Annotated in this window: 12 protein-coding genes; 6 read left to right on the forward strand and 6 right to left on the reverse strand. The window is 70.3% G+C overall.

Annotated features, from left to right (window positions below):
• Positions 1 to 62: 62 nt before the first annotated feature.
• A complete protein-coding gene (locus StrepF001_RS07705) occupies positions 63 to 893 on the reverse strand; it encodes a DeoR/GlpR family DNA-binding transcription regulator (RefSeq protein WP_129797566.1) in 831 nt (276 codons plus the stop codon).
• Positions 894 to 1,199: 306 nt separating this feature from the next.
• Here StrepF001_RS07705 and StrepF001_RS07710 point away from each other — a divergent pair, with 306 nt between their 5' ends.
• From StrepF001_RS07710 to StrepF001_RS07725, 5 genes are all read left to right on the forward strand, one after another.
• Positions 1,200 to 3,560, forward strand: coding sequence for a hypothetical protein (locus tag StrepF001_RS07710; protein ID WP_129797567.1), 2,361 nt, complete (start codon positions 1,200 to 1,202; stop codon positions 3,558 to 3,560).
• Between the two features lie 95 nt (positions 3,561 to 3,655).
• Entirely contained in the window at positions 3,656 to 4,126 is a 471-nt protein-coding gene (locus StrepF001_RS46280) for a helix-turn-helix domain-containing protein (RefSeq protein WP_206306787.1), read from the forward strand.
• Entirely contained in the window at positions 4,123 to 4,767 is a 645-nt protein-coding gene (locus StrepF001_RS46285) for an IS630 family transposase (protein WP_206306788.1), read from the forward strand. Before StrepF001_RS46280 ends, StrepF001_RS46285 begins: the two co-directional genes overlap by 4 nt.
• A gap of 91 nt (positions 4,768 to 4,858) precedes the next feature.
• Positions 4,859 to 5,968, forward strand: coding sequence for an IS630 family transposase (locus StrepF001_RS07720; RefSeq protein WP_129797568.1), 1,110 nt, complete (start codon positions 4,859 to 4,861; stop codon positions 5,966 to 5,968).
• A 345-nt stretch (positions 5,969 to 6,313) separates the two neighbouring features.
• On the forward strand, positions 6,314 to 6,847 hold the full coding sequence (locus StrepF001_RS07725; protein WP_129797569.1) for a GNAT family N-acetyltransferase: 534 nt from the start codon (positions 6,314 to 6,316) through the stop codon (positions 6,845 to 6,847).
• Between the two features lie 32 nt (positions 6,848 to 6,879).
• On the opposite strand, the gene StrepF001_RS49420 is transcribed toward StrepF001_RS07725, so the two are convergent.
• From StrepF001_RS49420 to StrepF001_RS46290, 3 genes are read right to left on the reverse strand one after another with little or no spacing between them, the layout of a single operon-like run.
• Entirely contained in the window at positions 6,880 to 7,101 is a 222-nt protein-coding gene (locus StrepF001_RS49420; protein ID WP_129797570.1) for a helix-turn-helix domain-containing protein, read from the reverse strand.
• Positions 7,102 to 7,461 carry a recombinase family protein gene (locus StrepF001_RS07735; RefSeq protein WP_129797571.1) on the reverse strand — a complete coding sequence of 120 codons (360 nt, stop codon included), beginning with the start codon at positions 7,459 to 7,461 and terminating at the stop codon, positions 7,102 to 7,104.
• Positions 7,461 to 7,772: a hypothetical protein gene (locus StrepF001_RS46290; protein ID WP_206306789.1), complete on the reverse strand. Its 312-nt coding sequence runs from the start codon at positions 7,770 to 7,772 to the stop codon at positions 7,461 to 7,463. The genes StrepF001_RS07735 and StrepF001_RS46290 overlap by 1 nt, the downstream gene beginning before the upstream one ends.
• A 66-nt stretch (positions 7,773 to 7,838) precedes the next feature.
• Between StrepF001_RS46290 and StrepF001_RS07745 the strand changes: the two genes are divergently transcribed.
• On the forward strand, positions 7,839 to 9,041 hold the full coding sequence (locus StrepF001_RS07745; protein ID WP_129797572.1) for an RNA-guided endonuclease TnpB family protein: 1,203 nt from the start codon (positions 7,839 to 7,841) through the stop codon (positions 9,039 to 9,041).
• Between the two features lie 34 nt (positions 9,042 to 9,075).
• On the opposite strand, the gene StrepF001_RS07750 is transcribed toward StrepF001_RS07745, so the two are convergent.
• The gene (locus tag StrepF001_RS07750; RefSeq protein ID WP_129797573.1) at positions 9,076 to 11,514 is read right to left on the reverse strand and encodes a right-handed parallel beta-helix repeat-containing protein; all 2,439 of its coding nucleotides are present in this window, start codon (positions 11,512 to 11,514) and stop codon (positions 9,076 to 9,078) included.
• A 156-nt stretch (positions 11,515 to 11,670) separates the two neighbouring features.
• The gene (locus StrepF001_RS07755; protein ID WP_129797574.1) at positions 11,671 to 12,273 is read right to left on the reverse strand and encodes a hypothetical protein; all 603 of its coding nucleotides are present in this window, start codon (positions 12,271 to 12,273) and stop codon (positions 11,671 to 11,673) included.
• Positions 12,274 to 12,429: the final 156 nt, after the last annotated feature.

Raw genomic sequence — 12,429 nt, forward strand, 5'->3', positions numbered from 1 at the left:
GGCAGGGACAGGGCAGCCCACCATAGCTGGCGGCCCGTCAGATGTCTGCGCCGCCGACGCGGTCAGAGGTCTTCCGCGTCCTCCTCCTCGCCCGCCACCACCAGGTGCCGCAGATGCTCGGAGATCTCGGCCCGGGCATCGGCGGGCAGCCCCGAGTCGGTGACCAGCGTGTCGACCTGCTCCAGCGTGGCGAAGGAACTCAGGCCCACCGTGCCCCACTTGGTGTGGTCGGCGACCACCACGACCCGCCGCGCCGACTGCACCAGGCGCCGGTTGGTCTCCGCCTCCGCGAGGTTCGGCGTCGACAGACCGGCCTCCATCGATATCCCGTGCACTCCGAGGAACAGCACATCGAAGTGGAGCGTCGCGATCGCCTGGTCGGCCACCGGCCCCACCAGCGAGTCGGACGGGGTGCGTACGCCGCCCGTCAGCACCACCGTGGCTGCGCCCTGGCGCTGGCCCGAGGAGCGCTGCGCCGCGTGGAAGACGTCGGCGACCCGCACCGAGTTGGTGACGACGGTGAGATCGGCCACCTCGATCAGGTGGTGCGCCAGCGCATACGTCGTCGTACCGCCCGACAGTGCGATCGCCGAGCCCGGCGCGACCAGCTGCGCCGCGGCCTTGGCGATGTCCTCCTTGGCGGTGAGCTCCAGACCCGACTTGGCCTCGAAGCCCGGCTCGTGTGTGCTCGCCTCCGCCACCGGGACCGCGCCGCCGTGGACCTTCTCCAGAACACCCTGGCGGGCCAGCGCGTCGAGATCGCGGCGGACCGTCATGTCCGACACGCCGAGCTTGCGGGTCAGCTCGTTGACGCGGACGCCGCCGCGGCGCCGCACCTCGTCCAGGATCAGGGCGCGCCGCTGCTCCGCGAGGAGGTTCTGATTCTCACTCACGTACGCTCCGGTCCTTTCCTCAAGCCCGTCCGACATGCTCTCGCACCCGCTCCGACAAGGACATTCTCCCCGCCCCGGTGCGTTGGCGTCCCATATTCCCACGGGGCGGCCCGGGACACGCCACCGGCTGCCCCGACGCGAACATGCCAGTCGTGGCCTTGTCCTTTCATCCTTTGCCATCCTTTGCCTGTCTGTCACACGGATCGGGGAGATTCGGTGAGGAGAGGTGTGGGCGGGGCGTCCAGCGGAGATCCTTGAGCCCGCACCGACAGATGCCAACGGCAGGTCACGGGGGAAGTGCAAGAAGTGGAACGTGCGCAGGAACGTGCGTGGAACGACGGGGCGGCCGGGCCCGCCGAGCGGCCCGATCATGCCGGGGCCGCCCTGGAACTGCTGGTCCACGGGGTGGGCGGTGCCACACCCGAGCACATGCTGGACGACCCGCGCACGGTGCGGATCTCCGGCGACGACACCGCGGCCGTCTTCCGGCGCGCCGACGACGTCGAGGTCGAGACCCGCACCGACACCGCGGCCCCGGACGAACGGGCCGGCCATGCCGCCGGACGGCCGGTGCCCGAGGCGTACGTCTGGTCCAACCTCACCTCCGGCAACAGCGCCCGCGCCCTGTGGCTGCTGTTACTGCCGTTCATGGTGGCCAACCTCGCGCACTGGATGCGCCCGACCGCGCGGGGCCGCGTCCGGACGGTGCGGCTCTACGGGCTGCTGGTCCGACTCGTGGGACTGACCCTGACGGTGCTGCTCGTCGCGGCCGCCTGCGAGGTCGCCCTGGACCTGACCGCCTGGCAGTGCGCGGGCACGCACTCCTGCGCCGAGCGGCATTCCTGGCTGGGCTTCCTGTCGCCCACGGGTTCCGACGGCGGCTGGTGGAGCCCGCCGGGCCGCAGGCTCGCCCTGGCGTCCCTGGTGCCCGCCGCCCTGGTCGGCCTGCTGTGGTACCTCTCCCTGCGGACCTGGGCCGCGTACGAGTCCGAGCAGCCGCTGTCGCGCACCCCCGAGGACGAGGAGGACACCGGCCGCACCTCACTGGGCCGCCCCGGCTTCTGGTACGGCCGGCGCCTGGTCGCCCGGCTGCGCGGCGCGCACACTGCCGCGGGTCTGCTCACGGTGGCCGCCGCGGTCGCCGGCGCCGCCGCCCGGTACGACCGCGAACCCGGCGGACCGGCCGTCCTGGAGACGCTGGGACGGCTGCTGGAGGCGGCACTGGTGATCGGCGCGGCCCTCGTCGTGTGGGCGGTCTGCCGACGGGGCCGCAGCGAGCAGCACCTCGACCAGGGACTCGATGCGTCCCTCGTACGACACCTCCCGCTCGGCGCCCTCGCCCTGTTCGCCCTCAGCCTGATCTACGCGGGGTGGGAGCGCCCTGAGTGGGAATCCGACGGTCGGCTGCCGGGCGATGCGGCCTTCGGCGGCATCGCCCTCGTACAGGGCCTGCTGGTGATCGTCCTCGGCGTGGTCGCCCACCTCCTCCACCGCAGCGCTCCCGACCGGCGTGCCGCGATGCGCGGTCTGGCCGGGCCCGCCGTCGCGATGCTGGCCTGCGCCCTCGGCGCCGTGATGTCCGGCGGCGTGTCCCAGCGGGTGGCCGACTGGCTGGACGGCACCCGGGCCGCCATCCCCGGTGCGCCGGTCCTGCTGACCTGGCAGGCGTCCGTGATCCCGCCGCTGCTGGTGGTCCTGCTCGGCCTGTGCGGCTGGCAGGCGTGGCGCACGCTGGGGCTGGCCCGCGCGGAGCGCGCCGTGGTGGAACGCACCTATCCGGGCGAGCCCAAGGACCCCGAACGCACCCGCCGGATCGCACGCACCCGCGCCATGGCCACGCTCACCGACCGCGGGCCCCTCTTCGTCGCCGCGACCTCCACTGTCGGCCTGCTCCTGGGCACCGGGGCTCTGGTCGGTGCCATGGCCACGGAGCAGACCCCGAGCCGGGCCGCCGAGCACACACACCCCTTCGTCCACGGTGCCGCGGAGACCGCCCAGGCCCTCGGCTCCTGGCTGATCGGGCTCGGCTTCATCCTCTTCGTCACCTGGGGTCGGCGCGCCTACAAGGACGCCTCCGCCCGGCGCACCATCGGCATCCTCTGGGACGTCGGCACCTTCTGGCCGCGCGCCGCGCACCCCTTCGCCCCGCCCTGCTACGCCGAGCGAGCCGTGCCCGACCTGACCTGGCGGATCACCACCTGGACGCGCACCACCGGCGGACGCCTGGTGATCTCCGGCCACTCCCAGGGCAGCGTCCTCGCCGCCGCCGCGGCCTGGCAGCTGACCCCGACCGTGCGCAAGAGGGTCGCCCTGCTGACGTACGGCTCTCCGCTGGAGCGCTTGTACGGCCGCTGGTTCCCCGCCCACTTCGGCCCGGCCGCGCTCACCGCCCTGCACCACGACGTCGACTGCTGGGCCAACCTGTACCGGCTCACCGACCCGATCGGCGGCCCCGTCCGGCTGCCCGACGACAGCGAACCCGAGGTCGACCGCGAGCCGTTGCAGGACCCGCTGGCCCACGGCCGCACCGACCTTCACCCACTGCCCGCCCCTGTCCTCGGCCATTCCGAATACCAGGCGGACCCGGCCTTCGGCGCCGAACGCGCTCGCCTGCTGGCCCGACTGCGCCCGGAGGTGCCGGCGCAGCGCCCGGAGGCCGACTCCTAGTAGATCGTCGTGGCTAAATCTTGTTCTGGCCGGTGGTGTGGATGGTCGGGGAGACTTCCTTTCCTTGTGTCCCTTCCACCGGGCAGGAGTGTTGTGTGCCGTCGCAGAAGAAGTACCCGGTTGGGTTGAGTGCCGAGGACCGTCAGGCGTTGGTGCGGATGACCACCACAGGAGTTCACAGCGCGTCGATGATCAGGCGGGCACGGGTGCTGCTCGCGCTGGATGTGTCGGCGGGCCAGGTCGATCCGCGGGCGGTGATCGCGGCACGGATCGGGGTCTCGTGCGAGACGGTGCGCCTGGTCTCGAAGCGGTTCGCGGACAGCGGTGGCGATGTGTGGGCCACAGTCGGCCGGAAGAAACGTGCGTTCCCGCCAGTACCCTCTGCGGTGACCGGCGAGGTCGAGGCGAGGCTGATCGCGCTGGCCTGCTCGACGCCGCCGAAGGGCCACGCTCGATGGTCGTTGCGCCTGCTGGAGAAGCACGTTGCGCTGATCGAGGACATTCCGAGCCTGGACCATTCCACTATCGGCCGGGTGTTAAAAAAACGGAACTTCGTCCTCATGTGAAGGAGTACTGGGTCATCCCGCCCGCGGCAAACGCGGCCTTCGCCGCGGCGATGGAGGATGTCCTGGCGGTCTACCGCCGCCCCTACGATCCGGCACATCCGGTGGTGTGCATGGACGAGAAGCCGTACCAGCTGCTCGGCCACACCCGCGATCCGATTCCCGCGCGGCCCGGCCGCGATCGCCGCGAGGATGGCGAGTACGTCCGGGCGGGGACGTGCTCGATCTTCTGCTGGGTCGAGCCGCTGCGTGGATGGCGACGCGTGGATGCCCAGCCTCGCCGGACCAAGGTCGACTGGGCACGCCAGGTCGAGCGCCTGCTGACCGTGGACTATCCCGACGCCGCCACGGTCGTGCTGGTGATGGACAACCTCAACACCCACACCATCGGCTCGCTCTATGAAGCATTCGAGCCGACGAAAGCCTTCGCGCTGGCGCAGCGCCTGGAGATCCACCACACCCCCAAACACGGGTCCTGGCTCAACATTGCCGAGATCGAGCTGTCCGCGCTCACCGCCAGTGCCTGGACCGCTGCATCGAAGACCTTGCCGTCCTCAACGCTGAACTCGCCGCCTGGCAGCAGCAGACCAACATCGGCCAACGCCAGGTCGACTGGCACTTCACCACCGACGACGCCCGCGTGAGACTGCGTCACCTCTACCCAAAGACACAGCAAAACTAAGCAGCGACGATCTACTAGTGTCTCATGATTCCGTCAGCGTTACTTGATCTTGTGTGGCAGGGTCGCTTGGCACGGAACTTTCCAAGGAACAGGCCGCCGAGTTGCGGGAGTTGGCGAACAGCAGGGATGTGCCTGCGGACATAGCCACGCGGGGCCGGATCCTGTGGTCGGGCGAGGGGCGTCGACGTAAGGACATTGCCGAGCTGCTCGGGGTGTCGTTGCCGACCGTGGACCGCTGGAAGCGCCGCTATGCCGAGCGGGGTCTGGCCGGGCTCGAAGGGGAGCGTCCGGGTGGCGCGCGGGAACAGGTGCCGGTGCGCGTGCGGGCCCGGGTGATTGCGCTGACGCGTATGACACCGCCGGTCGGCACCGGGCTTTCGCACTGGTCCACACGGGAGTTGGCAAAGTACCTGGAGCGGACCGAGAACATCACCGTGTCCTGGCACTACATCGCCCGGATCTGGCGGGAGGAGCGTTTGAAGCCGCACCGGTCCGGCACCTTCAAGATTTCCAAGGACCCTGCGTTCGCGGAGAAGGTGGCCGATGTGATCGGCCTGTATCTGGCCCCGCCGGGCGGTGCGGTGGTCCTCTCGATCGATGAGAAGACGCAAATCCAGGCGCTGGACCGGACCCAGCCGGTGCTGCCGGTCGCCTTCGCGGCGAGCGAGAAGCGCACCGCCGACTACATCCGGCACGGCACCACGAACCTGTTCGCCGCCCTGAACGTGAGTACCGGCGAGGTGCTCGGCGAGTGCAAGCCGACCCGGAACGGCAAGGACTTCCTGGCCTTCTTGAAGAAGGCGGTGAAACCGCACGCCGGGAAGGACATCCATGTTTTCCTGGACAACCTCTCGACACACACCACCCCGGAGGTCAAGGAGTGGCTGTCGAAGAACCCGCACGTCCACTTCCATTTCACTCCCGTCGGCTCCTCGTGGCTGAACCAGATCGAGATCTGGTTCGGAGTCCTGACCCGGCAGTCCATCCGCCGCGGCACGTTCTCCAGCGTCAACGTCCTGGTCAAACAGATCCGCGACTACATCAACTCCTGGAACGAGAACGCGAAACCGTTCACCTGGACCGCGACCGCCGACGAGGTCCTCGCAAAGGTCCGACTCGTTGTGACCAACGTGAAGAAACTCGTCAATAATAACTCGAACTGACATGAACAGGATCACGCTAGGTGGTGTGCCCGGTGGTCACCTGATTCTTGCGAGGATGCCCCGGCGTGCACGACTCCGTTGGGATATGGGGGTTGAGGAACATCCGCGTCAGATCGTGCGCTAAGCCGACGTCGGCCCTGGTGGGCGGCTGACGAAGCGCCGGCGAACGGATCCGTCTTAAGTCTTTCCACAGATAACACCCCAATATCTGCGGTAGATTGATCCGTCACCTGTGACCTGCAGAGCTTCATGGCCCCGAATCTTCAGCGGTATCTGACGCCGAAGCCGTGGCTTTGTTCGGGAGTTGTGAAAGCGCGTTTGCGGGCGTGCGATAGGTTGCCCGCCATGTCTGGACTCGGCCCCGTCGCCTGGCCACCTGCCCCGATAAGGACCGAACGGCTCGTGCTCCGCGAGTCCGAGGCCCGGGACCGTGCGGCGTTCATCGAGCTGCTGGCGTCGCCAGAGGTGCACACCTACCTCGGCGGCCCTCGGCCGCGTGACGAGCTTGAGCGCGAGATGCCCGGGGTGCCCGGGCGGTGGCCCGGGAGTTTCGTCGTCGATCTGGACGGGGCGATGATCGGCCAGATCCTGCTCAGGAGAGCACCGGAGCACCGTCGCCCGGCTGCCGCGGGGAAGGTCGATCTCGGCTACCTGTTCCTGCCGCGGGCGTGGGGATTCGGGTACGCCGCCGAGGCGTGCGCGGCGGCACTCGACTGGTTCGACGGCGTCCTTCCCGGCGAGCCGGTGGTGCTCGCCACCCAGACCGCCAACGTCGCCTCGATGCGCCTCGCGGCAAAGCTGGGGTTCACCGAGGTGGAGCGGTTCGAGGCATGGGACGCCGAGCAGTGGCTCGGCCTGCGGTCCCCGGTCACCGCTTGAGCCTGTGCTCGAAGGGGGTGGTGTGCCAGCCGTCAGTCCTCGTCGTCCTCGACGGCGTCCGGGGGCTGCCGTACGAGGCGGTAGATGGTCGATGTTGCGACCTTGAGCATGGCGGCGATGCTGGGGGCGGGGTGGGCCGCAGCGTGCATCTGGCGTGCGAGATCGGCCTGTTCGTGGGTGAGCTTGGGAGGGGACCCAAGACGTTGTCCGCGAGCATGGGCAGCAGTTTGTCCCTCGGTCGTGACTTCGGCAATCTACGCGGCTTGGAGTTGCAGGGTGGCGTCGACGGCGCGGATAACGAGATCGCCGTCGGGCGCGGTGGTGTCGATCGGCTCTTCCAGGGAGCGCAGCCCGACGCGTGCGTGGTCGAGCTGGTGGAGCAGGTCGTGCAGGTTGCGCAGGCCGGCGGCGAATCTGGAGAGCCGCACGATGACCACGCAGTCGCCGGGGCGGACGTACTGGAAGGCCGCGTCCCGGGCCGGCCTGGGGCCGATGATGCGGTGCGTGATGTCGAGGAAGACGGCATGGCAGCCAGCGCCCAGGAGGGCAGCGGCCTCGTCGGGCCGGGGGTCGCGCAGGGTGGCGAGTCCGTAGCCGATGAGGCGGGCGGCCATTACAGGACTCCGACGACGAGGGATTCGCGGGCGGCCTCCACGACTTCGGCGGTGACGGTCGTCAGCTGGTTGATGTCCATCACGCGCTCGATCTGGGCGACCAGGCGGCTGGTGAGCCGGAAGTTTCCGCTGGTGATTCGGGTGAGGGAGGAATCGCATCCCGTGACGGCGACGCGGAGCGTCGCCGTGTCCGGCCTCCGGGGTCGCGAAGCGCCCGCAAGGCCGCCGACGGAGCCGAAGAAAGCGAACGCGCGTGCCCGCGTTCGCCGGTTGTGGTGACTTTGTCGTGATGAGGGCACGGGTGTGCGCATGTCGCACGTACGGTCTCGTCGCGGAAGCCGGGGTGAGCGGGCGGGGCGTGGGAAGGGGGTGATGGCATGTCGGTGGTGAAGGAGGCCGGGGAGGGCGGGCATGCCCGGTACACGTACCGGCTTCGCGTGTCGTCGACCGCCCGCACCGCCCTCCTGGCGGAGTGGGACCGCTGCCGTTGGATCTGGAACGAGTGCGTGGCCCGGTCGAAGAAGGCCCACGCCGAGAACAAGAAGTGCGGCCCCGCAAGCCTGGACAAGATGCTGAACGAGGCCCGCGCCATCACGCCGTGGCTGGCCAAGGGCTCCTCGGTGCCGCAGCAGCAGATCATCCGGGACTTCGGCACGTCCCGCGCGAAGGCGCTGAAGGACATCAAGGAACGCCTGCCCGTGCACCGCCGGGCCGGGATGCCCCAGTACAAGAAGAAGCGCGAGGCACTGCCCACGCTGAACTACACCCGGCGCGGCTTCCGGCTCAAGAACGGCCGCCTGCACCTGGCCGGGAACATCGTGCTGACCGTGGTCTGGTCGCGGGCCCTGCCCGCCGACCCGTCGAGTGTGCGCGTGTACCAGGACGTCCTGGGGCACTGGCACTGCTCGTTCGTCGTGCCCGCCGAAGTCCAGCCACTGCCGGAGACCGGCCGCGTGATCGGGATCGACTGGGGCATGAAGGAAACCGCGACCACCACCTCGGACGCCCACGACCTCCCGCACGCCGAGTACGGAAAGAAGGCCCGGGCGAAGCTGACCCGCTACGACCGGATGATGGCCCGCCGCAAACCCGCCAAGGGGCAGGCGGCCTCCAGGGGCTACCGCGAGGCGAAGAAGCTGCGGGCGAAGACGTACCAGAAGATCGCCCGGCAACGGCAGGACACCGGCCGCAAGTGGGCCAGGAAGGTCGTGACCGACCACGACGCCATCGCGGTCGAGGACTTCCGGCCGAAGTTCCTGGCCAGGACGTCGACGGCGCGCAAGGCGGCGGACGCCGCGATCGGCGCCACCAAGCGGGCCCTGATGGAGATGGGCCGCAAGCACGGGCGGGACGTCCGCCTGGTGCACCCCGCGCACACCACCATGGACTGCGCATCGTGCGGAGCGAGAACCAAGCACGCACTTCCGCTGTCGGAACGCACCTACACCTGCACCGCGTGCGGAGCCGTGTCCCCCAGGGACAAGAACTCCGCCCGCGTGATGCTCGTCCGGGCTGGTCTGAAACCGGCTGGTGTCGAGGGCGTAAGACCCCCTGGAGCGCTGCTCCAGGAGGCGGCCTGAGCCAGGAATCCCCCTTGTTCACGAGGGGGAGCAGTCAAAGCAGTTCCGGCAGATCCTCCGCGTACAGCAGGGTCAGGTCGTCCGTGCTCGGTTCGTCGAGCTGGGCGACCCGGCTCGCATGGCGCTCCACCATCGCCTCGAAGGTCTGCCGGGCGGTGCGGCCGTTGCCGAAGGCGGGGCCCTTCGGGATCGCGGTGAAGTACTTCAGTACGGCCTCCGCCGCACCCGGCGCCAGCCGGTACTCATGCTCGTCCGCCTGCTGCTCCACGATCCGCAGCAGCTCGTCGGGGGCGTAGTCGCTGAAGGTGATGGTGCGTGAGAAGCGGGACGCGACACCGGGGTTGACGGACAGGAACCGTTCCATCTCGGCCGTGTAGCCCGCGACGATCACCACCACCGCGTCCCGGTGGTCCTCCATCAGCTTCACGAGCGTGTCGATGGCCTCCTTGCCGAAGTCACGGCCCGCGTCCTCCGGCGACAGCGCGTACGCCTCGTCGATGAACAGCACGCCGCCACGGGCCCGTTCGAACGCCTCCTGCGTGCGGATGGCGGTGGAGCCGATGTGCTCGCCCACCAGGTCCACGCGGGACACCTCGACCAGGTGGCCCTTGTCCAGGACGCCGAGCGAGGCGAGGATCTCGCCGTACAGCCGCGCGACCGTGGTCTTGCCGGTGCCGGGGGAACCCGTGAAGACCAGGTGCCGCTTGACCGACGCCGCCTTGAGGCCCGCCTGCTGCCGGCGCCGGCCCACCTCGATCATGTCGGTGAGGGCCCGCACCTCGCGCTTGACGCTCTCCAGGCCCACCAGCGCGTCGAGTTCACCGAGCACGGCCTTCGAGGTCCGGGCCGACTGCTCCGGCCGCGTGGCCGCCACGAGCGGCTCCTGCTCGGTGGTGCGCTGCCCGGGGATCGCGCCGAGGAGGGGCGTCGGCTCACTCGCCGTCTGGACGAGGGGTCCTGGGGCGGCGGGCGTGCGCAGGCTCGCGCTCTCGTCGCTGGTGCAGTCCTCCACGACCGGTCCCGCACCGGACCCCGCGTCGGGACCGGGATCCGCGAACTCGTAACCCCCGCGTGCGCAGCGCTCCGTACGGCACTTCCTGAGCGTCGTACGGCACCCGTCGATCACATGGAAGCCGTAGCCACCGCTGCCCCGCACCCGGCAGTTCAGGAAGCTGCCGCGGCCGCCCGCCGACACATAGAAGCCAGCTTCCGCGGGGGAGTCGACCGTGCACCGCTCGATGGTGGGGTCGGCGCCCTTGGTCACGATCACGCCGGTCTGGGTGCCGGCCACCGTGCAGTTGCTGAGGGTGCCGCCGCTGCCGTGGTCACGGAACCATGCGCCGGTCGCGGCGTCCTTGATGCGGCAGTCGTCGAGCTGTGCCGTCGCTCCGTCGCTGACGGACACCGCCGTGTTGCGCACCTGGGACAGGTCGCTGTCGACGACGTCCGCACGGGAGCCGCGGTCGAGCACGAACAGCGCGTCCGGCACGTCGTGCACCCGGCAGGAGTCGAGCACCACCGTCGCACCGTCGCTGACCCACACGGCCGGGTAGTCGCCGGTGCTGTCGAAGATCTCGCACTGGTTGGCGTCGACGCGTGTGCCGGGGTCCCACACCGACAGGCCGTTGCGGCCGAACTGCCGCACGCTGGTGCGGGCCATCGTGAGGACGGAGCGGGAGCGCAGGTCGACCGCGTTCTCGGGGATGTCGTGGATTCGGCAGTCGGCGAGGGTGAGCACGGCGTCGGTGTCGAGGGTGACGCCGTCCGCGGTGGTGCGGTGCACATCGCATTCGGTGAGGTGCGCGGTGGCCCGGCCGGTGATCTGCACGCCGCTGCCACGGACCTCGTACACCTCGCAACCCACCGCCTCCAGCCCGGAGTTCTCACCGGTCGCGGTCAGACCCGAACCCGCGGCGTGGTGCACCCGGCAGCGCTCCAGGCGCGGACGGGCGCCGCCGCGCACCGCGACGCCGGCCTGTCCGGCCGCGACGACCTCGCAGTCCTCGAACACCCCGCCCCCGCCGTCGACGACGGCGATGCCGATGCCTGCCGGATTGTCGACGGTGCACCGCCGCACGGTCGGGCGTGCGCTGCCGCGCACCTCGATCCCGGCGGCGGACCGGGTGACGACCCGCACGTCGGTCAGCTGCGGCGTGCCCTCCTCGACGAGCAGCGCGGGCGCGGCCGCGTCCTGCCCCTCCACGTGCAGGTCCTGCACCACGGCCGCGGCGCGCACGGTCAGCGGCACCCCGTCGACGGGCGCGATGCGCACGGAGCCGGGCGAGCCCTCGGGTCCGCGCAGGGTCACCGCCCGCTGCACGACGAGGTTCTCCCGGTAGGTCCCGGGGGCGATGGTGAGCACGTCACCGTCGGCCGCGGCCTCCAGGGCGGCGGCGAGCGATGCGTACTCACCCGTGCGGCGCCGCCACCGCGATGTGCCGGTGTGCGTCACCTGGACCGTGCCCTGTGCCATGCGTTGCTGTGCCCCCACCTCGGTCGTACTGATGGCTCGTTCGCCTGCGAGGCGTCACAGCCCCTACGGCTCGCTCGCACGCGGGTTGATGCCGAAGTTCGGCCGGTCCACCGTAGCGTGCGCACGGACGGTGGGTTGACCGGAGCCGGAAGGCCGTCAGCTGCCGGTGCCGGTCCTGCCCCAGTCCGGGCCCGCCCGGTCCCAGGCCTGGTCCCAACGGGCGTACCGGCGACGGACCATGTGCCAGACGATCATCCGTCTGACACCCTCGACGAGGCCCGCAGTGAGCACAGCCGCGCCGAACCCGGCGAGGACGGCGTGTGTCGTCGCCGTGGCCGGGTCCAGCGGGCGGGTCGCGGTACGACCGTGCCCGTCGGTCCATATCGTGAAGTGTTCACCGGGCTCGGGGGTGCCGAGGTGCGTCATGACCGGTGCCCGGTGGTCGGTGCCGTCCGGTGCGGTCCAGTGCGCGAGCACGCGGGTGCGGGTCTCCCGCGAGGCGGTCTCGGCGTCGAGGTCCAGGGGGGAGCGCTCCAACTCGCGGACGACGGTGGCCGTCACGAGATGACGGGACTGGCGCTGCTCCCGGACGGACCGCTGCATGGAGTCCTGCGCGACGGAGCCGACGAGGGAGCCGATCACGGGTGCGACGAGGAGGATGGCCAGCAGGGCGCCCAGGGCCACCCAGGCCTCGACCAGATCGGTCGTGCGGCGCAGCGGATTGTGCCGCCAGCGCCAGAGGCCGCCGATAGCTCGCACGTCCCGCACCCCCTTCCCGCTCCGTGATAACCCCCCGATGGAGCCGTTCACCGCGGGCCCGGGCAAAGAGAGAGCGACATTACCTGGGCCCGGGGCCTCTCATGAACTTCTCACGACGGCTCAACGCGTAGGTCCGGCCCGGGGTTCCCGCCCGGC

Source organism: Streptomyces sp. F001 (assembly GCF_004187715.1).
In the GTDB taxonomy this organism is placed as follows: domain Bacteria; phylum Actinomycetota; class Actinomycetes; order Streptomycetales; family Streptomycetaceae; genus Streptomyces; species Streptomyces flavusporus.

Bases quoted from the DNA above. Each gene is read 5' to 3' on its own strand.
- StrepF001_RS07735 (WP_129797571.1), bottom strand. From the start codon at position 7,461: ATGGCCGCCCGCCTCATCGGCTACGGACTCGCCACCCTGCGCGACCCC.
- StrepF001_RS07745 (WP_129797572.1), top strand. From the start codon at position 7,839: ATGTCGGTGGTGAAGGAGGCCGGGGAGGGCGGGCATGCCCGGTACACG.
- StrepF001_RS07750 (WP_129797573.1), bottom strand. From the start codon at position 11,514: ATGGCACAGGGCACGGTCCAGGTGACGCACACCGGCACATCGCGGTGG.
- StrepF001_RS46290 (WP_206306789.1), bottom strand. From the start codon at position 7,772: ATGCGCACACCCGTGCCCTCATCACGACAAAGTCACCACAACCGGCGA.
- StrepF001_RS07725 (WP_129797569.1), top strand. From the start codon at position 6,314: ATGTCTGGACTCGGCCCCGTCGCCTGGCCACCTGCCCCGATAAGGACC.